This window comes from Mycobacterium sherrisii, assembly GCF_002102355.1.
GTDB classification, from domain to species: Bacteria; Actinomycetota; Actinomycetes; order Mycobacteriales; family Mycobacteriaceae; genus Mycobacterium; species Mycobacterium sherrisii.
In genome coordinates this window covers 84882-103757 of sequence record NZ_LQPT01000069.1, presented here as the reverse complement: position 1 = coordinate 103757, position 18876 = coordinate 84882, and the positions used below count along the sequence as shown (strand labels likewise).

19 protein-coding genes are annotated in these 18876 nt (G+C 69.7%); 6 read left to right on the top strand and 13 right to left on the bottom strand.

What is annotated here, in order from left to right; translation table 11 throughout:
- Positions 1 to 204: helix-turn-helix domain-containing protein (locus tag AWC25_RS11160; RefSeq protein ID WP_158089737.1), on the bottom strand; the 204-nt coding region annotated here is incomplete at its 3' end.
- A gap of 70 nt (positions 205 to 274) precedes the next feature.
- Positions 275 to 1855, bottom strand: a complete 1581-nt coding sequence (locus tag AWC25_RS11155) for a DUF7937 domain-containing protein (protein WP_085166783.1) — start codon at positions 1853 to 1855, stop codon at positions 275 to 277.
- A 233-nt stretch (positions 1856 to 2088) separates the two neighbouring features.
- On the opposite strand from AWC25_RS11155, the gene AWC25_RS11150 reads away from it, so the two are divergent.
- From AWC25_RS11150 to AWC25_RS11140, 3 genes are read left to right on the top strand one after another with little or no spacing between them, the layout of a single operon-like run.
- Entirely contained in the window at positions 2089 to 3750 is a 1662-nt protein-coding gene (locus AWC25_RS11150) for a DUF7159 family protein (protein WP_085166782.1), read from the top strand.
- A gap of 14 nt (positions 3751 to 3764) precedes the next feature.
- On the top strand, positions 3765 to 4421 hold the full coding sequence (locus AWC25_RS11145) for a glycosyltransferase family 2 protein (RefSeq protein ID WP_085166781.1): 657 nt from the start codon (positions 3765 to 3767) through the stop codon (positions 4419 to 4421).
- Entirely contained in the window at positions 4418 to 5080 is a 663-nt protein-coding gene (locus AWC25_RS11140) for a TIGR04282 family arsenosugar biosynthesis glycosyltransferase (protein WP_069399631.1), read from the top strand. The genes AWC25_RS11145 and AWC25_RS11140 overlap by 4 nt, the downstream gene beginning before the upstream one ends.
- Here AWC25_RS11140 and AWC25_RS11135 read toward each other — a convergent pair.
- From AWC25_RS11135 to fadD8, 11 genes are all read right to left on the bottom strand, one after another.
- Positions 5077 to 6318: an APC family permease gene (locus AWC25_RS11135; protein WP_085166780.1), complete on the bottom strand. Its 1242-nt coding sequence runs from the start codon at positions 6316 to 6318 to the stop codon at positions 5077 to 5079. The two genes, AWC25_RS11140 and AWC25_RS11135, sit on opposite strands and share 4 nt — an antisense overlap.
- A gap of 6 nt (positions 6319 to 6324) precedes the next feature.
- Entirely contained in the window at positions 6325 to 7677 is a 1353-nt protein-coding gene (locus AWC25_RS11130; protein ID WP_085166779.1) for a hypothetical protein, read from the bottom strand.
- Positions 7674 to 8765: an o-succinylbenzoate--CoA ligase gene (menE, locus tag AWC25_RS11125; protein ID WP_232326940.1), complete on the bottom strand. Its 1092-nt coding sequence runs from the start codon at positions 8763 to 8765 to the stop codon at positions 7674 to 7676. The genes AWC25_RS11130 and menE overlap by 4 nt, the downstream gene beginning before the upstream one ends.
- A gap of 68 nt (positions 8766 to 8833) precedes the next feature.
- Complete coding sequence (locus AWC25_RS11120) at positions 8834 to 9157, bottom strand: DUF3349 domain-containing protein (RefSeq protein WP_069399627.1); 324 nt, start codon at positions 9155 to 9157, stop codon at positions 8834 to 8836.
- Positions 9158 to 9207: 50 nt separating this feature from the next.
- Positions 9208 to 9507, bottom strand: a complete 300-nt coding sequence (locus AWC25_RS11115; protein WP_069399626.1) for a hypothetical protein — start codon at positions 9505 to 9507, stop codon at positions 9208 to 9210.
- Positions 9507 to 10733 carry an inorganic phosphate transporter gene (locus tag AWC25_RS11110; protein WP_069399625.1) on the bottom strand — a complete coding sequence of 409 codons (1227 nt, stop codon included), beginning with the start codon at positions 10731 to 10733 and terminating at the stop codon, positions 9507 to 9509. The genes AWC25_RS11115 and AWC25_RS11110 overlap by 1 nt, the downstream gene beginning before the upstream one ends.
- A gap of 97 nt (positions 10734 to 10830) precedes the next feature.
- Entirely contained in the window at positions 10831 to 11238 is a 408-nt protein-coding gene (locus AWC25_RS11105) for a VOC family protein (RefSeq protein ID WP_085166778.1), read from the bottom strand.
- Positions 11239 to 11263: 25 nt separating this feature from the next.
- Positions 11264 to 12160: an SDR family oxidoreductase gene (locus tag AWC25_RS11100; protein ID WP_069399623.1), complete on the bottom strand. Its 897-nt coding sequence runs from the start codon at positions 12158 to 12160 to the stop codon at positions 11264 to 11266.
- A gap of 24 nt (positions 12161 to 12184) precedes the next feature.
- Complete coding sequence (locus AWC25_RS11095; RefSeq protein ID WP_069399622.1) at positions 12185 to 13087, bottom strand: 1,4-dihydroxy-2-naphthoyl-CoA synthase; 903 nt, start codon at positions 13085 to 13087, stop codon at positions 12185 to 12187.
- A gap of 13 nt (positions 13088 to 13100) precedes the next feature.
- Entirely contained in the window at positions 13101 to 13556 is a 456-nt protein-coding gene (locus AWC25_RS11090) for a nitroreductase family deazaflavin-dependent oxidoreductase (protein WP_069399621.1), read from the bottom strand.
- 106 nt (positions 13557 to 13662) lie between these two features.
- Complete coding sequence (gene fadD8, locus AWC25_RS11085) at positions 13663 to 15273, bottom strand: fatty-acid--CoA ligase FadD8 (RefSeq protein ID WP_085166777.1); 1611 nt, start codon at positions 15271 to 15273, stop codon at positions 13663 to 13665.
- Between the two features lie 189 nt (positions 15274 to 15462).
- Here fadD8 and AWC25_RS11080 point away from each other — a divergent pair, with 189 nt between their 5' ends.
- Genes AWC25_RS11080 through AWC25_RS11070 form a run of 3 tightly spaced genes read left to right on the top strand, consistent with a single transcriptional unit; the run spans position 15463 to position 18832 of the window.
- Positions 15463 to 17067: an amidohydrolase gene (locus AWC25_RS11080; protein WP_069399619.1), complete on the top strand. Its 1605-nt coding sequence runs from the start codon at positions 15463 to 15465 to the stop codon at positions 17065 to 17067.
- Positions 17064 to 18038, top strand: coding sequence for an o-succinylbenzoate synthase (locus AWC25_RS11075; RefSeq protein WP_084229218.1), 975 nt, complete (start codon positions 17064 to 17066; stop codon positions 18036 to 18038). The genes AWC25_RS11080 and AWC25_RS11075 overlap by 4 nt, the downstream gene beginning before the upstream one ends.
- Entirely contained in the window at positions 18035 to 18832 is a 798-nt protein-coding gene (locus AWC25_RS11070; protein ID WP_069399618.1) for an alpha/beta fold hydrolase, read from the top strand. Before AWC25_RS11075 ends, AWC25_RS11070 begins: the two co-directional genes overlap by 4 nt.
- The last annotated feature ends 44 nt before the right edge of the window (positions 18833 to 18876 follow it).

The window sequence follows — 18876 nt, the reverse complement described above, 5'->3', positions numbered from 1 at the left end:
CAACCCCTCGAGGCGATCGGCCGCGAAGCGGTTGCGCCACTTGGTCACCATTCCCCGCGTGACGCCCAGATCCCGAGCGATCTGGGTATTACTTGAATCCCCCTCACAAGCGAGGATGATCCGCGACCGCATCGCCAGCGCCTGAGCGCTACTGGGCCGTCGCGCCCACCCCTGCAACTGCTCACGTTCAACATCACTCAACACCACAGGCACAGCAACAGGACCCGGCATACACCAAGCCTACTATCCGAACGCGAATTAATAACTCACTACACTAGGACGGATCCTGCGGCGGCCGATAGATCTTTGGCTTGGCGGCAGGGATCTGCCCGGTGGCCGAGTCGTCGCCCCGGAAAATCCTTGGTGCGCCGGCCAGTTGGGGTATCACGGTGGTGGGCGACTCGCCGGGGTGAATGCGGGTGGTCGGAGCTTCGGCGTGCTGCGCGGCGGCACGCCGACGGGTGGCGCGGCGGCGCCGGCGCAGCCGGGCGAGGTGTCCGGTGACGACCGCCGCCGCCAGGATGAACAGCGCCAGCGCGGACAGCGCCACGTCGAATGTGCTGGTGATCTGCTGCGCGAGGTCGTTTCCGTAGACCGGGTGCTGGGTGGCGTTGGGTGGCTGGGCGAACCGCGGCGCCAGCACCACACCCACGATGACCCGTGAAATGCTCAGTGCGGCAACAAGTCCGCACAGTGCCGTGATGGTCCTGGCGGCGACCGAGGCGTCGCGCAGTTTGCTTCGCAGCCACAGCGCCAGCGCCGCGGTGGCCGCGTCGAACACGGCCAGCACGACCGTGTCGTACCGCGAATAAGGGTAGTTCAGGCTGGTCGCGACGGCGAGGTCGGTGATCCGCATGGCGAGCGACCCCAGGCCCCACACGGCGATGATCAGCAAGCCGGCCCGGGCCGCCGCGCGCCACGCGGTTTCCTCGGCCGACACCGTGCCGGCCCGGCCGGATAGCGTGCGCCGCAGGAAAAGCCCGGCGGTCGCCGCCCACGCCAGATAACCCTCGAATCCGACCCCGGCGGTGGAGGTGTTCTGGGCGATGCCGTGGAACGCGTCGATGTCGCGGCCGACAGGCAGCAACCAGACGATGATTCCGGCGACCAGTGCCGAGGCGCCCAGCGCGATCGTCGCCAACCGCGAGGCCCGCGTGTCGTCCAGCAGCCACCGTGAGGCGACCAGCACGGCGATCAGGGCCACCAGGCCGTAGACCACCGCCGTCGCGATGACGGCGATGTTTTGGGTGCCGAACCCGGCCGAACCGCCCGCGTCGCTCAGCGCGTACCTGATGCGCCAGAACAGGGTGAAACCGAAGCTGAGCACCGCGGCCAGCATCGAGACGTAACCGAGGATCCGCGCCGCCCGGTGTCGCCCGTCGGCGGCGTCGTGGGCTGCGGTGTCCGCCGATTGCGCGCTCAGCAGCGCACCGGCTATGCCGGCCCAGGCGCCCGGACCGACACCACCCGGCACGGTCACGGTGCCGCCGAAGCGGACGGTTTGGACGGCGTCGAATCCGACGAACCCGAGCACCAGCAGCAAATAGGGAACGTTGAGCGCGAGCCGCAGCGCACGGCCCGTGGACCCGGAGCCGGGCAAAGCGACGCCGGTCAGCGACAGCACGGTCACGGCGATCAGCACCGCGAACAGCGTCGGGTTGCTGCCGGGGATCCCGAGCCCGAAGTACAGGTTCCACGGCAACAGCGCCGCGGCGATGAGCAGCACGGCAGCGGTCAGGTCGGCAACCGGGTTGCGGGTGCCGGGCCGGCCCGCGGTCTGCGGACCCGCAGCGGCCCGCGGCGTCGCCGCGCCACTGATGGGCCCGGTCGGCGGCTCGTCGCTGCTCTGGCTCACGGTTCCCCCCGGGTATCGAGGACGGTTACTGGCGGCACACTTTCGCGTCTTAGGCGGGGGAACCCCCTGCCGAGGCGACGTCGTTGCGTACTTGGAAACATAATCTCCGTTCGGGCGGCACGGGAGTGGCGGAGAACGAGGGTCGCCCGAATGATGGTTACTGCCGACGGTATCGAAGTGTAATGATGCCGGGACATGCTGGTTCCGGGGTGGCCAGCCGAAGGAGAGCAGCGATGGACGTCGTTCTGGGGGTTGCCGTCACGGGCCCCGTCGCCCGCTTGGCGCTTGTCGGCGCGGGCACGGATGGCAGTGAGGTGATCGACCAGTCCGTCGTCGACCTGGCTAACAATCCCGTCGAGCAGCTGACCGACACCGTGGTCGGCACGGACCGACTGTTGGCGAACGAGAACCACCGGCTGGTCGGCACCCGGGTGTGCTGGACCGACCACCCCGCCGCCGACCAGCTGCGCCGGGCGTTGGAGGACTCCGGCGTGCACAACGTCGGGCTGCTGTCGCAGTCCCAGGCGGTCACGGCCCTGATGCGGGCGGCCGGCCGTTCTGGTGGGGTGTTGGTGGTCGACGACAACACGGCGACGCTGTCGGTGGTTGACGAGGGGGATCCGGACGCGCCGCCCACGATGCTGGCCCAGCAAGCACTCGCCGGCGACGCCACCGGCACGCTCGACACGATGATGGCCCGGCTCGGCGGGCACCCCGGCGCGCCCAGCGACGTCTACTTGGTGGGCGCTGCACCGGATCTTGCCGGGGTGGCCGACCAGCTTTCCGATGCGACCACGCGGGTGCAGATTCCCGAAGATCCGACATTTGCGCTGGCCCGTGGCGCCGCGCTGGCGGCCGCGCCGGTGTCCGGCGACGCCACCGCGATGGCCCCGGCGGCGGGGCTGACCGGCGACGAGACGGCGATGGCCCCGGCCGGGTTCGACGATCCTGGAGCTTCGGACCAGCAGCTGGCCTATTCGATGGCCGACGACGAGGACGACCTGCTTGCGGGCGAGTTCGACGACTACGTCGACTACGACGACGATTTGGACGCCGAAACCGGCCCGGTGAAACTGAGCCGGCGGTCGTTGCTGGTGGGCAACGCCGTGGTGGCATTCGCCGTCATCGGCGTCGCGTCGCTGGCGGTCGCGGTAGTCGTGGCCGTGCGCCCGACCGCCAGTCAGCAGCCGGTGATCGGGCACCAGAACGCCGCCCCGGGCAAGTTCATGCCGCTGTTGCCGACCCAGCAGCAGGCGCCGGTGCCGCCACCGCCGCCCGAAGCGCCGAACGCCGGGTATCAGGGCGGCGTCATTCCGGCTCCGGCTCCGGCGGTTGCGCCGGCGCCCGCCGCGCCCGAGGTGCCGGTCAACCCGGTGGCGCCCGGTCCCGGTCTGGTGCCCAACCCGAACGGCCCGATCCCGATTCCGGTGCCGATCATCGTCCCGTTCCCGGGATGGCGGCCCCAACCGCCTTACGTGCCGACGTACACGCCGCCGACACCGACCACCACGCTGCCGACCACCACGCTGCCGACGACAACACTTCCGACCACCACGACGAATACGCCCACCTCGCCGACGAATACGCCGACTCCGTCCACATCGGCGAGCGCGCCGACCACGACGGTCGCGCCGACCACGACGGTCGCGCCGACCACGACGGTCGCGCCGACCACGAAGCTGGCGCCGACGACGGTCGCCCCGACCACCGTCGCCCCGACGACCGTCGCCCCGACCACGGTCGCACCGACCAAACCGCCGACCCAGCAACCCACCCAACAGCAGCAGACCGTCGTCCCCAAGCCCCCGACGCAACAGCAGCAGACCGCCCCGAAGCCCGTCGTACCCAGGCTGCCGTCGGGTGGTGGCGGCGGTCGCTCGTCGTCCGGGTCCTGACCGCGGGCCGCCGGATGCCGGACGAATTGGTCACGGTGGTGCTGCCGTGCCTGAACGAGGAGGAGTCGTTGCCGGCGGTGCTGGCCGCCATTCCCGCCGGGTACCGGGCGCTGGTCGTCGACAACAACAGCACCGACGGCACCGCGCGGGTCGCCGCGCAGCTCGGCGCGGACGTTGTCGCCGAACCACGACCGGGATATGGGTCCGCGGTGCACGCCGGCGTCGTTGCCGCGCCGACGCCGATCGTGGCGGTGATCGACGCCGACGGCTCGATGGATCCGGGTGAGCTGCCGCGGCTGGTCGCCGCGCTCGAGCAGGGTGCGGACCTGGCCGTCGGCCGGCGCCGACCCGTCGCCGGTCTGCACTGGCCGTGGGTCGCCCGGGTGGGCACCGTCGTGATGAGCTGGCGGCTGCGCACCCGCCATCGGTTGCCGGTCCACGACATCGCGCCGATGCGGGTTGCCCGCCGGGACGCCCTGCTGGGGCTAAAGGTGGCCGACCGGCGGTCGGGGTATCCCCTCGAACTGTTGGTGCGTGCGGCGGCCGCGGGCTGGCGGGTGGTCGAGCTCGACGTCAGCTACGGCCCGCGCACCGGCGGCAAGTCCAAGGTCAGTGGGTCGCTGCGGGGCAGTATCACCGCGATTCTGGACTTCTGGAAGGTGATTTCGTGACCGACCTGCCGGTGACCCTGCTAGTCGTCGCCAAGGCGCCGCAGCCCGGCCTGGCCAAGACCCGGCTGGCCGCGACGGTCGGCGACCGGGTGGCCGCCGATATCGCCGCGGCCGCGTTGCTGGACACGCTGGACGCGGTTGTCGCCGCCCCGGTCGCCGCCCGGGTCGTCGCGTTGACCGGCGACCTGGATGCGGGGGCCGCCGCGGCGGCGATCCGGCGGCGGTTGGCGTCGTTCCGGGTGATCGGGCAGCGCGGTAGTGGCTTCGCCGAGCGGCTGGCCAACGCACACCTGGACGCGGGCGACGGCCGGCCGGTGCTGCAGATCGGCATGGACACCCCGCAGGTGACCGCCGACCTGTTGGCCGACTGCGCGCGGCGACTGCTGCGTTCGCCGGCCGTGCTCGGGCTCGCCGACGACGGCGGGTGGTGGGTGCTGGGCGTCCGGGATCCGGTGATGGCCGCATGCCTGCGCGCCGTGCCGATGTCGCAGCCCGACACCGGCGAACTCACCCGGAAAGCATTGCAGGACAACGGCATCGACGTCGTGGATGTTCAGCGGTTAGCCGACTTCGACGTCGCCGCCGACGTGGCCGTAGTGCGGCCGGCGTGCAAACCAACCAGCCGGTTCGCCCAAGCCACCCGGGACGCCGGGCTCTAGCGGCGTGCCGCGCGGAGCACCGCGCGCCCGGCGACCCCGACGGCGAATACCGCCAGGCCGGCGGCCGCGGATTCCCACGGCAACGTCGCGACCAGCGCCAGGCACCCGGCCAGGCCGCAGAAGTTGACCACCCGGCGGCGGCGCAGCGTGACGGCGGCGGCGTTGGCGATCGCGTAGTAGATCAGCACGCCGAACGACGAAAAGCCAATCACCCCACGCAGGTCGACGAGGCTCACCAGGGCGCACACCACCACGCCGATCGCGATCTCGGCGTGATGCGGCACCCGGTGCTCGGGGTGGACCGCGGCCAGCCAGCCGGGCAGGTCGCGATGCCGGGCCATCGCGAGCATGGTGCGTCCGAGCCCAGCGATCAGCGCCAGCAGCGCACCCATGCTCGCCAGCGCGGCACCCGCCGATATCACCGGCACCAGGGCCGGGTGGCCGGCCGCCCGTACCGCCTCGGCCAACGGCGCGGCGGCGCGGGCGAGCCGATGCGGCCCGACGGCCAACAGCGCGCTCACCCCGACCACCGCATACAGCACCACCGCGATCGCCAGGGCGATGGTGATCGCGCGGGGAATGGTGCGGGCCGGATCGCGGACCTCCTCACCCATCGTCGCGATGCGCGCATACCCGGCAAAGGCAAAGAACATCAACCCGGCCGACTGCAGCACGCCGTACACCGAGCCGGTCCACCACGCCCCGCTCAGCTGCGCCGCGTCGTGCTTGCCCGCCACGATGCCGACCACGACCGCGGTCAAGGCAATCAGCGTGCATCCCAACAGTATTCGCGCTAGCATCGCCGTCTTGGTGACCCCGCGATAGTTCAGGGCGGTCAGCATCGCCACCGCGGCGACCGCGATCGCGCGCTGCACCCACACCGGTGCCCCGGGCGCCGTGTAGGCGGCGACGGTCAACGCCATGGCCGCGCACGAGGCCGTCTTGCCGATCACGAAGCCCCACCCGGCGATGAACCCCCACCACGGACCGAGACGTTCGCGCCCGTAGATGTACGTCCCGCCCGACGTCGGGTAGGCCGCGGCCAGCTGCGCCGACGACGTGGCGTTGCAATACGCGATGACCGCGGCCAGCCCCAACCCGATCAGCAGGCCGGCGCCGGCCGCCCGCGCGGCCGGGCCGAACGCGGCGAACACCCCGGCGCCGAGCATCGAGCCCAGCCCGATCACGACGGCGTCGCTGGTGTCGAGCCGACGCGCGAGTTCCGGTTGCCTTGTCATCTCCGCCTACCAGTGCGTGACCATGACGGTGTTCACCAGCAGTGCCCCGGCGGCGTTGATCGCCAGCCACAGCCGGTGTGATCGCACCGCCAGCAGGGCGGGGGCCGCGGTGAGCCAGACCGTGAACGGCAGCCAGATCCGTTCCACCTCGGCCTTGCTCAACATGCTCAAGTCGGCGCAGGCGATCGCCGCCAACATCGCGAGCAGCAGCAGGTGGAACCCGCAGCGGTGGCGGATGGCGGTGACGTCGAACACCCGGGTGAGCCCCGCGACACCGCCGAGGCCGATCGCGCACACCACGCAGGCCAGATTAGCCCACCACCAGTAACCGAACGGCCGGTCGTGCGCGATGCCCTGCCAATAGCGTTGCTGCACAAGGGTATAGCCGTCGAACCAGAAGAATCCGGCAACCGCGAACAGCACCGCCACCCCGATGGCGGCCAGCGCCGCCGGGCCCAGGGCCCGCAGCGCCACCCGAAAGTCGTTCGCCGACACCAAGACCGCCGCCGCGGCGAAACCCATCAGCACCAGGCCGTAGCTGAGGAAGACGCCCCAGCCCAGCAGCAGGCCCGCCGCGGCGGCCACCAGCGCGGGAAACCGGACCGGTCGGTGCACCGCCACCGCCAGCAGCGCGATGCCCCACGCCGCGACGCCGGCGAAGTAGCCGTCGGCCGAGACGGCCACCCAGATCGCGGTCGGCGCGATCGCGACGAACGGTGCGGCCCGTCGCGCGGTCGACTCGTCGGCCAGGGCGCGGATGACGATCAGGATGGCCGCCGCGGCGCTGGACCCGGCCAGCAGGCACAGCAAACCCGCCCAGGCGCCGCCGTGCAGGCCGATGCGGTCCAGCCAGACGAACGTCAACAGCGCGCCGGGCGGATGCCCGGAGACGTGGGTGATCCACGAGTTCGGCTGGTAATCCAGGATCCGGCTGGCAAACGTTCGCACCGCGGCCGGTATGTCCGTGATGCTGGGCACCTGGGTCACGTACTCGTCCCGGGTGGTCAACCGGCCCGCGAAGCCGCGCTGCCAGCCGTCGATCATCGCCAGTGCGAATGCCCACCCGCAGGCCACCGCCCAGCTGCCCAATGTCAGGGTCCGCCACGAAAGGCGTTGAGCGACAACGGGTCCCCACACGACGGCGGCGACGGCAAGCAGTATCGCGGGTAGGGTGCCCCAGCTGGCGTGCAGCTCCCAGGCGGCGAACAGCGGTTCGGCGATGGCGTGTGTGTCGAAGCGTTCCGGGCCGAGGTCCAGGCGCGGCCGAACACCGACGTTCAGCGCGGGCAGCACGACGGCGGCCGCCACCACGGCGGCGGCGACCATGACGGCCAGCACCTCCCGACGGGCGACCCTCATGGTCGGCGGGCCTGTCGATCGGTGCCGAACCGGCGTGCCAGTGCCCTTCGGTCCACCTTCCCGATGCCGCGCCGCGGCAACGCGTCGACGAGGTGCAGTTCCCGCGGCGCGGCCGTCGCATCCAGGGTGCGCGCCACCTGTTCGCGCAGCGCATCCAGCGTCGGCGCCGCGAAACCGTCGCGCACCACGATCGCCGCGACCACCCGCTGACCCAGCCGGTCGTCGGCGATCCCGAAGACCGCACAGTCGCTCACGGCCGGGTGGGCGCTCAGCGCGGCCTCGACCGGCTGCGGCAGCACCGTCAACCCGCCGGTGCTGATCGCGTCATCGGCGCGGCCCAGCACGGTCAGCACGCCGCGCCCGTCCAGCGCCCCCAAGTCCTCGGTGCAAAACCAGCCCGGCTCGGCGAACGGGTCGGGATCAACCGGATTGCGATATCCCTTGGCCAGGGTCGCGCCGCCGATCGCGATGCGTCCGTCGTCGTGCACCCGCACCCGCACACCGTCCAGCGCGACACCGTCGTACACGCAGCCCCCCGCGGTCTCGCTCATCCCATAGGTGCGTACCACCGTGATCCCGGCATCGGCCGCGGCGTCGAGCACCGGCCGCGGGGCGGGTCCGCCACCCAGCAGCACCGCGTCCAATCCGGCGAGCGCATCCGCGGCCGCGCGGTCACCCAGCGCCTTGGCCAGCTGCGCGGCCACCAGCGACGCGTACCGTCGCCCTGCACTCAATCTCGCTATGGCGCTTGGCAATTGGGTGACGTCGAAGCCGGCGGTGACATCCATCTCGACGGGCGTGCAGCCGGCGAGGAGACTGCGCACCAGCACCTGCAGGCCGGCGATGTGATACGGGGGCAACGCCAGCAACCAGCCACCCGGTCCACCGAGCCGGTCGTGGGTGGCCGTCGCGCTGGCCGTCAAAGCCGCGGCGCTGAGCAGGGCGCCCTTCGGCGTTCCGGTGGTGCCCGACGTGGTCGCGACCAAAGCGACGTCGTCGTCGACGGTTTCGCCGATACCCAACGCCGCCAGCTCGGCTACCGAACCCGGAGGCGCCGCAACGAAGGCCGGTTCGCGGCCGGCGAGCACTCGCTCCAGCGCGGGCAGCAGCACTGCGGCGGCGGAGCCGGGGGAAACGTGAAGCGCACGCAGAACCGCTATGCGCGGGCTCCGCCGTTGAGTTCGTCGTGCTCGTCGCCGTGCGGATCGTCCAGCGGCCAGCCCTGGGCGGCCAGCCGGGCGCGCACCCGTTCGATGTCCTCTTCGGACGGCAGCTCGTCGGTGAGCTTGCTGATCAGCACGCCGATGTCGATCTTGTCGAACTCGTCGCGCAACATCAGTTCGTTGGCGACGAGCTTGACCTCATCGTTGGACAACCGGTTGGCCAGCAGGGCCAGCAGAGCGAAGGTGTCCGTGGGTGGTACGCCGTCCGGATAGCCGGCGCGCAGCCACGAGACCACCGAGTTGAGAAATCCGTTCACCAATATCAACTCCGCCCGAGGGTTCGGTAGTTGTATACGACTATTCGATGCTACTTAAGCTTGGCGCCCAGGAACGGATAGCCCGTGTGGTGGGCGATGAAATCGCGGGCGATGTAGAGCACCCCGATAATGATCACCGCGACCACCACCGCGTAGATCAGCCAGGCCAGGCCCGACAACACGGGGTTGCGCTGGGTGGTGGCGCCGTCGGCGCCGACGCCCCCGGCGCCGAGCGCCTGCAGCCGGATGCCCAGGGCGAACAGGCCCGGCAGCGCGGCCCCGGCCAGCATGCTGAAGACCAGGATCTTCAGCGTTGCTTCGTAGTTGAACCAGTCGCTGAGGCTACTCATCAGAGCTGCCCCACGCTCACGTCGTCGGAGCTCGGGGATGACGCCACCTTGGCGCCGCCGTCACCGGGCGGCCGTTTGGTGTCCGAGCCGTCGAGGCCGGCGGTCAGGTTGCCTTCCCACTCGGCGTTGACGTTGTTGTGGTCCACCTTGGTCCGGCGCGAGCGCAGGTAGATCACGGTGGAGACCGCGATCAGCAGCCCGAAGCCGACGATGGCGCCCGGGTAGCCGCCGATGAGGTGCACGATCCAATAGGTGACCGCCCCGACCAGCCCGGCCAGCGGGAGCGTGACCAGCCACGCGACCCCCATGCGCCCGGCCACGCCCCAGCGCACCTCGCCGCCCGGCTTGCCCAGCCCGCTGCCCATCACCGAGCCGGTGCAGACCTGGGTGGTCGACAGGGCGTAGCCGAAGTGGGCGGACAGCAGAATCACCGCGGCCGAAGAGGATTCGGCCGCCATGCCCTGCGGCGACTGGATTTCGACCAGGCCCTTGCCCAGCGTGCGGATGATCCGCCAGCCGCCCAGGTAGGTGCCGGTGGCCATCGCCAAGGCGCACGCCACGATGACCCACAGCGGCGGCACAGCCGCGCTCTTGCTGACCGATCCGTAGGACATCAGGGCCAAGAAAATGATGCCCATCGTCTTCTGGGCGTCGTTGGTGCCGTGCGCCAGCGAAACCAGGGACGCCGACCCGATCTGGCCGCGCCGGAAGCCGGCCTCGGTGCGCTCCCGCGTCAGGCTGCGGGTGATCCGGTACACCAGCCAGGTCGCGACGGCGCCGACGACGATGGCCAGAAATACCGACACCACGGCCGGGATGATGGCCTTGGACATGACGCCCTTCCAGATCACCCCGTGGGCACCGACGGCGGCGATGGTGGCGCCGATGATGCCGCCGATCAACGCGTGCGACGAGCTGGACGGGATGCCGAGCAGCCAGGTCAGCAGGTTCCAGACGACCCCGCCGACCAGTCCGGCAAACACGAGTTCCAGGGTGACCACGCTGGAGTCGATGAGGCCCTTGGCGATCGTGGCCGCAACGGTGGTGGACAGGAACGCGCCGACCAGGTTGAGGGCCGCGGACAATGCGACGGCTGTTTTGGGCTTGAGGGCGCCGCTGGCAATGGACGTGGCCATGGCGTTGGCGGTGTCGTGAAAGCCATTGGTGAAATCGAAAGCGAGTGCGGTGACAACGACGATCACCAAGAGGAACAGTTGTATGTCCACAGCGCCTGATTCTGGTGGTAGGGAGAATCTATTGTCGAATGCACACGGAGCAAAAACGCAGGTTAACCATGAATGGTCGACTGATGTTACCTGTCAGTTAACCCGATTTTTCCTGCTGTTCATTTCGGGTGTCGCGGCGTAGCGGATGCTCCGGCGGCACCTCCACGAAGATCAGCGTGAGGCCGTCCGGATCGGTCACATGCATCTCCTTCAAGCCCCATGGTTCGCGCCTTGCTTCGCGGGCGATTTGCACCCCGCGGCCGGCCAGTTCGGCCTGGGTGGCCTCGAGGTCGCGCACCTGTAACCACAGCGCGCCGGTAAAGACGCCCTGGGCCGGGTCGGATTCGCTGTAACCCGCCAACTCCAGCAGCGACTGGCCCGCGAAAAACACTGTGCCAGCGCCGTAATCACGCCAGATCGCCAGGCCTATCTCGTCGCGGTAAAAGGCAAGCGATCGCTGATAGTCCGACGGCCGCAGCAGCATCCGGCTGGCCAGGATCTCCATACCGTCGTGTCTACCACGCAGGGGCTCAGCTATCGGTTGCGCGGTTGGGCTGCAAGGTCTGGCGTTGCATGACGGCGTTGACCCAGCGGGGCCCGAAGGTGTCCAGCGCCTTGGCCGCGATCGCCATCCGCGGGGCGATGCGCACCGGGCGGGTGCGGGCGGCGGTGATCATCCATTCGGCGGCCTCCTCGGACGTCAGCGCCGGCATCCCGTGGTAGGCCTTCGTCGGCGCGATCATCGGGGTGGCGACCAGCGGGTAGTACAGCGTCGACGAGTGCACCCCGCGGGGACCCCATTCCGTTTCGACGACCCGGCTGACCATCGACAGCGCGGCCTTCGACGCGTTGTACACCGCGAACAGCGGCGACGCCTCCGACAGCACGCCCCAGGTCGACACGTTGATGATGTGGCCGTCGCCGCGCTCGATCATCCCGGGGGCCAGGCCGCGGATCAGCCGCAGCGGCGCGTAGTAGTTGAGCACCATGGTGCGCTCGACGTCGTGCCAGCGCTCCAGTGATTCGGCCAGCGGCCGGCGGATGGACCGGCCGGCGTTGTTGATCAGGATGTCGATCCCGCCGAGGCGATGCTGGACGTCGGCCACCAGCGCATCGACCGCCGCCATGTCGGACAGGTCACAGGGGATCGGCACCGCCTCGTTGCCCGCCGCGGTAACCCGGTCGGCAAGCGCGTCGAGCAATTCGCCGCGGCGCGCGACGACGACCACCGTGGCCCCGTGCCGGGCGAATTGCTCGGCCGCGGCCTCGCCGATACCGGAGGAGGCGCCGGTGAGCAGGATGCGCTGGCCGGCGAGCTCGATCGGTTTCATCGCCGGTCGGTTGACCAAAATTTGCGGCGCCATGGGCGGTCGCATGGTGGCCAGCACCAACTGATCGGTAAGCCGGCGAAGGGGACTCTTACTCACGGGAGGCGAGTCTAGGTGGGGGCGCTAGAAGTACCGCGGGAACGAGCTCCAGTCCGGGGCACGCTTCTCCAGGAACGCGTCGCGGCCCTCGACGGCCTCGTCGGTCATGTACGCCAGCCGGGTGGCCTCCCCGGCGAACAGCTGCTGGCCCACCAGACCGTCGTCGAGCAGGTTGAACGCGAACTTGAGCATCCGCTGCGCCTGCGGGGACTTGGCGTTGATCTCGGCCGCCCACCTGATGGCCTCAGATTCCAGCTCCGCATGGTCGACGACGGCGTTGACCGCGCCCATGTGATGCATCTGCTCGGCGGTGTAGGGCCGGCCGAGGAAGAAGATCTCCCGGGCGAACTTCTGGCCGACCTGACGGGCCAGGTAGGCGCTGCCGTAGCCGCCGTCGAAGCTGCCCACGTCGGCGTCGGTCTGCTTGAACCGGGCGTGCTCGCGGCTGGCCAGCGTTAGGTCGCAGACCACGTGCAGGCTGTGCCCTCCGCCGGCGGCCCAGCCGTTGACCAGACAGATCACCACCTTGGGCATGAACCGGATCAGCCGCTGTACCTCGAGGATGTGCAGGCGTCCGGCACGGGCCGCGTCGACGGTGTCGGCCGTCTCACCCGAGGCGTACTGGTAGCCGCTGCGCCCACGGATGCGCTGGTCGCCGCCCGAGCAGAACGCCCACCCGCCGTCCTTGGGCGATGGCCCGTTGCCGGTCAGCAGCACCACCCCCACATCGGGCGACATGCGCGCGTGGTCGAGCACCCGGTACAACTCGTCGACGGTGTGCGGCCGAAAGGCGTTGCGCACCTCCGGGCGGTCGAACGCCACCCGCACCGTGGCATCGCTGACGTGATGGTGGTAGGTGATGTCGGTCAGGTCGCCGAAGCCGTCGACGAGTCGCCACTGTTCGGCATCAAATGGGTTGCCGCTCAACGTGTTTGAACTCCTATGCCGGGTCCAGCCGGAATACGGGACACACGCCGGCCAGCGCCTCGAATTCTTCGGGGCGTCCGTCCTGGACCAGCCCAGCGCGTTTCATGAAGCCGACGCCGGTGGGCACCTCCGTGGGAAACGCCCGCAGGAACGGCCGCGCCGCCTCGGCGGACAGCTCCACCATCCGCACCCGCTCGGAGTTGCGGCCGCGGGCCAGCGTCACAACGTCGGCGGCGCGGACGTTGCGGATCCAGTCCGCGCCCGGGAACCCGCCCACCACATAGCGTTTGCCGTCGACTGTCATCGGCGTTACCGGCGTCGACCGGGGCGTGCCGGACTTGCGGCCGGGAACGGTCAACACCACTGGGCTTTCGCCGCCGAAGCTCAGGCCGAGCCGCGTCAAGCGGATGAAGACCTTGTTCGCCGGCTTCAGCCACCAGGGCGGCTTGAGCCCGTCGGGCTTACCCATAGGCAGCGACGTTACCTCGTACCCACCTGCCCGCCGAACGTGAAGTTAGTTTCACGTTCGGCTGCGAGCGTGAAGTTAATTTCACGCTCGGCGCAAAGCGCACGCCTCAGCCCACCGAGCGCGCCGCGCCCTCCCAGAACTGGGCGCGCACGGCCTTCTTGTCCGGCTTGCCCAGACCGGTCAACGGCAGCGCCTCGGCAATCACCACCCGCTTCGGCGACTGCACCGACCCCTTGCGTTCCTTGACCGCGGCCTGGATCTCGGCGGTCATTGCCTCGATTGCGGCCTCGTCGCGCGGCGCGTCGGAGCGCAGCACCACTACCGCGGTGACGGCCTCGCCCCACTTCTCGTCGGGCGCGCCGACCACGCATACCTGGGCGACGGCCGGGTGCTCGGCGACGACGTCCTCGACCTCGCGGGGGAACACGTTGAATCCGCCGGTGACGATCATGTCCTTAACCCGGTCGACGATGAAGTAGAAGCCGTCCTCGTCCTCGCGTGCCATGTCGCCGGTGTGCAGCCAGCCGTCCTTGAACGTCTTCGCCGTCTCCTCCGGCAGGTTCCAGTAGCCGCCCGCCAGCAGCGGCCCGCTGACGCAGATCTCGCCCGGCTCGCCCTGCGGCACCGGCCGGCCGTCCTCGCCCAGCAGCGCCACCCGTGCGAACAGCGTCGGACGCCCGCACGAGGAAAGCCGCTTCTCGTCGTGCTCGCCCTTGGCCAGATAGGTGATGGCCATCGGCGCCTCGGACTGCCCGTAGTTCTGGGCGAAGATCTGGCCGAAGCGGCGGATCGCCTCGGCCAGCCGCACCGGGTTGATCGCGGAGGCGCCGTAGTAGACCGTCTCCAGCGACGACAGGTCGCGGGTGTGCGAGTCGGGATCGTCCATCAGCGCGTACAGCATCGACGGCACCAGGAAGGTGGCTGTAATACGTTTCTCCTCAATGGTTTTCAGCACCTCCGCCGGATCGAACTTTGCCAGCACATGCATTTCGCCGCCCTTGATCAGCGTCGGCAGGAAGTACGCGGCCCCGGCGTGGGAGAGCGGGGTGATCATCAAAAACCGCGGGTTCTCCGGCCATTCCCATTCGCTGAGCTGAATTTGGGTCATCGACGAAATCGACTGCGCGGTGCCCATCACGCCCTTGGGCTTGCCGGTGGTGCCCCCGGTGTAGGTCAGGCCGATGACCTGATCCGGCGGCAATTCGGCGGCCTCTAGCGGTGCCGCGTCGTACTTGGCCGCCTCGGCCGCGAGGTCGACGACGTGTACCCGCGCGCCCTGCAACTGCTCGGGCACCGGTCCGATGGTCAGGATCTGCTGTAGCCCCGGCACCTTGTCCAGCAGGGCCAGCGCACGTTCGACGAACATCGGGTTGGGGTCGATGATCAGCGAGCTGATGCCGGCGTCATTGAGCACGTAGGCGTGGTCGTCCAGCGAGCCCAGCGGGTGCAGCGCCGTGCGCCGGTAGCCGCGGGTTTGGCCGGCCCCGATGATCAGCAGCACCTCGGGGCGGTTGAGGGAGAGCAGACCGACGGCGACGCCGGTGCCCGCGCCGAGGGCCTCGAAGGCCTGGATGTACTGGCTGATCCGCTCGGCCATCTGACCGCCGGTCAGGGTGGTGTCGCCGAGAAACAGGACGGGCTTGGTCCTGTGGCGCTTGAGCGCGCCCACGAGCAGGTGGCCGTTATGGGTCGGGTTGCGCAGCAGGTCGTCCGTCATGTGGTCAGACTAGAACGTGTTGCAATTTGGGTCAGCCGCGCCCTGTTCGACATCGATCACCACTGGGTTGAGTGGTGGTGACCCGCTTCGACCGGCTGCGCCGCTCTCGCGATCACCACTGGGTTGAGTGGTGGTGACCCGCTTCGACCGGCCGCGCCGCTCTCGCGATCACCACTACGATCCCTACGCATGGGGCAGGCAGATCTCGTCATCACCGGAACCGTCCTGACCGTCGACGAGGCGAAGCCCACCGCCGAGGCACTCGCCGTCGCAGACGGCCGCATCGTCGCCGTCGGAACCCGTGCCGAGGTGTCCGCATTGGCCGGCCCCGACACCCAGACCGTCGATGTCGGTGACGGCTGTGTGATGCCGGGATTCGTTGAGGCACACGGTCACCCGTTGATGGAGGCCGTCGCGTTGTCGGATCGCCTGGTCGACATCCGGCCGGTCACCATGCGCGACGCCGACGACGTCATCGCGGCGATCCACTCCGAAGCCGCCCGGCGCGGATCCGACGGCGCCTACCTCAACGGCTGGGATCCGTTGCTGCAGAAAGGTCTTCCGGAGCCGACGCTGAGTTGGCTGGACCACATCGCGCCGGACGGCCCGCTGGTGATCATCCACAACTCCGGCCACAAGGCATACTTCAATTCGCGCGCCGCCCAGCTTCACGGCCTCACCCGCGACACCCCGGACCCGAAGGGCGCCAAGTTCGGCCGCGACGCCAACGGTGAACTCGACGGCACCGCAGAGGAAACCGGCGCGGTGTTTCCGCTGCTGAGCGGCGCGATCGACTTCGCCGACTATCCGCGGATGCTGCTCGCCGAGTGTGCCCGGCTCAACCGCGCCGGCCTGACGACGTGTTCGGAAATGGCATTCGACCCCGGCTTCCGTTCGATGGTCGAGCAGCTGCGCGAGCGCCTGACGGTGCGGCTGCGCACCTACGAAATCTCCAACCCACAGATGAGCACCGATGCCACCCCCGGGCAGGGCGACGACCTGCTGCGTCAGGTCGGCATCAAGATTTGGGTCGACGGCTCGCCCTGGATCGGCAACATCGATCTGTCGTTTCCCTACCTGGACACCGAGGCCGCCCGCATCATCGGCGTCAAGCCGGGCTCGTGCGGGTGCGCCAACTACACCGCGGAGCAGCTGCACGAGATCGTCGGGGCGTACTTTCCGCTGGGCTGGCCGATGGCCTGCCACGTGCAGGGCGATGCCGGGGTGGACACCATCCTCGACGTGTACGAGCAGGCCCTGAACGCCCATCCGCGCGACGACCATCGGCTGCGGCTCGAGCACGTCGGCGCCATCCGGCCCGAACAGCTGAAAAGAGCCCACGACCTCGGCGTAACCTGCAGCATCTTCGTCGACCAAATCCACTACTGGGGTGACGTCATCGTCGACGGCTTGTTCGGCGAGGAGCGCGGAACTCGTTGGATGCCAGCCGGATCCGCGGTCGCCACCGGGATGCGGATTTCGCTGCACAACGATCCGCCGGTCACACCGGAGGAGCCGCTGCGCAACATCAGCGTCGCGGTGACCCGCACGGCGCCCAGCGGCCGGGTGCTCGGACCGCAGGAACGGCTGACCGTCGAGCAGGCGATCCGTGCTCAGACCATCGACGCCGCCTGGCAGCTGTTCTCCGACGACGTGGTCGGGTCGCTCGAGGTGGGCAAGTATGCGGATCTGGTGGTGCTGTCCGCCGATCCGCGCACGGTGCCGCCCGAGCAGATCGCCGATCTGGACGTCCGGGCCACGTATCTGGCGGGACGCCAGGTCTACGGCCAGTGAGGCCGCCGCCGCTCGACGAATTGCTGGACCGCCTGCACGTGGTGGCGCTGCCGATGCGGGTGCGGTTCCGCGGCATCACCACCCGCGAGGTTGCGCTGATCGACGGGCCGGCGGGGTGGGGCGAATTCGGAGCCTTCGTCGAGTACGAGCCGCCCGAGGCGGCGCACTGGCTGGCCGCCGGCATCGAGGCCGCGTACCGACCGGCTCCGCCTCCGCTGCGCGACCGCATCCCGATCAACGCCACCGTGCCGGCCGTGCCCGCCGGCGACGTCCCCGCGGTGCTGGCCCGGTTTCCCGGCGCTGGAACGGCGAAGGTGAAGGTCGCCGAGCCGGGGCAAACCCTGGCCGACGACGTCGCCCGGGTCAACGCGGTGCGCGCGCTCGTGCCGACCGTGCGAGTCGACGCGAACGGCGGCTGGACGGTCGAGCAGGCGGCCGCGGCTGCGGCCGCGCTCACCGTCGACGGCCCGCTGGAATACCTCGAACAACCTTGCGCAGGCGTCGACGAACTCGCCGCGCTGCGCGCGCGGGTCGATATTCCGATCGCCGCCGACGAAAGCATCCGCAAGTCCGACGACCCCTTCGCGGTGGTCCGCGCTCGCGCCGCCGACATTGCGGTGCTCAAAGTGGCTCCCCTGGGCGGGATTTCGGCCCTGCTGGACATCGCCGGGCAGATCGGCATTCCGGTGGTGATCTCCAGCGCGCTGGACTCGGCGGTCGGCATCGCCGCCGGCCTGACCGCGGCGGCGGCGCTGCCGCGGCTGGGGCATGCCTGCGGTTTGGGCACCGGAGGGCTGTTCGTCGAGGACGTCGCCGACGTGCCGGCCCCGGTCGACGGGAACCTGGCCGTCGGCCCGGTGACGCCCGATCCGGCGCGGCTGCGGGCGTTGGCGGCGCCGCCCGACCGGCGGCAGTGGTGGATCGACCGGGTCACGGCCTGCCATGCGCTGCTTGTACCGTCGTGCAAGTGATTAACCTGGCCTACGACGACCGCGGCAGCGGTGAGCCCGTGGTCTTCATCGCCGGCAGCGGCGGTCCCGGGCGCACCTGGCTGCCGCACCAAGTTCCCGCGTTTGTCTCGGCGGGATATCGCGTGATCACCTTCGACAATCGGGGGATCGGTGCCACCGAGAATGCCGAGGGGTTTACCACGCAGACCATGGTCGCCGACACCGCCGCGCTGATCGAGTCGCTGGACGCCGCGCCCGCCCGCATCGTCGGGGTGTCGATGGGCGCCTTCATCGCCCAGGAGCTGATGGTGGCGCGGCCGGAGCTGGTAAAGGCCGCGGTGCTGATGGCCACCCGCGGCCGGTTGGACCGCGCCCGTCAGGGCTTTCATGACGGCGAGGTCCAGCTGTACGCGTCGAACATCGAGCTGCCGCCGGCGTATGAGGCGAAAGTGCGGGTGCTGGAAAGCTTTTCACGCAAGACGATCAACGATGATGTGCTGGTCGCGGACTGGATCACGATGTTTCGGACCTGGCCGGTCAAGCGAACCCCCGGGCTGCGGACCCAGTTAAGCGTCTCGCCGCAGACGAACCGGCTCGCGGCCTACCGCGCCATCACCACGCCGGTTCTGGTGATGGGTTTCGCCGACGACGTGATCACCCCGCCGCACCTGGGACGCGAGGTCGCCGACGCCATGCCCAACGGTCGCTACGTGCAGATTCCCGACACCGGGCATCTGGGCTTCCTGGAGCGCCCCGAGGCGGTCAACGGCGTAGCGCTGAAATTCTTCGCCGACGTCAAGGCCCAGTCGCCCTAGCGGGCTGGTGCCCGATGGCCCGCTTCCTCCTCCCGCCGTTGCAC

What these genes read in the sequence shown, in the direction of transcription:
- AWC25_RS11150 (WP_085166782.1), top strand. Translation starts at nt 2,089, where the DNA reads ATGGACGTCGTTCTGGGGGTTGCCGTCACGGGCCCCGTCGCCCGCTTG.
- AWC25_RS11145 (WP_085166781.1), top strand. Translation starts at nt 3,765, where the DNA reads ATGCCGGACGAATTGGTCACGGTGGTGCTGCCGTGCCTGAACGAGGAG.
- AWC25_RS11135 (WP_085166780.1), bottom strand. Translation starts at nt 6,318, where the DNA reads ATGACAAGGCAACCGGAACTCGCGCGTCGGCTCGACACCAGCGACGCC.
- AWC25_RS11130 (WP_085166779.1), bottom strand. Translation starts at nt 7,677, where the DNA reads ATGAGGGTCGCCCGTCGGGAGGTGCTGGCCGTCATGGTCGCCGCCGCC.
- AWC25_RS11115 (WP_069399626.1), bottom strand. Translation starts at nt 9,507, where the DNA reads ATGAGTAGCCTCAGCGACTGGTTCAACTACGAAGCAACGCTGAAGATC.
- AWC25_RS11105 (WP_085166778.1), bottom strand. Translation starts at nt 11,238, where the DNA reads ATGGAGATCCTGGCCAGCCGGATGCTGCTGCGGCCGTCGGACTATCAG.
- AWC25_RS11090 (WP_069399621.1), bottom strand. Translation starts at nt 13,556, where the DNA reads ATGGGTAAGCCCGACGGGCTCAAGCCGCCCTGGTGGCTGAAGCCGGCG.
- fadD8 (WP_085166777.1), bottom strand. Translation starts at nt 15,273, where the DNA reads ATGACGGACGACCTGCTGCGCAACCCGACCCATAACGGCCACCTGCTC.
- AWC25_RS11080 (WP_069399619.1), top strand. Translation starts at nt 15,463, where the DNA reads ATGGGGCAGGCAGATCTCGTCATCACCGGAACCGTCCTGACCGTCGAC.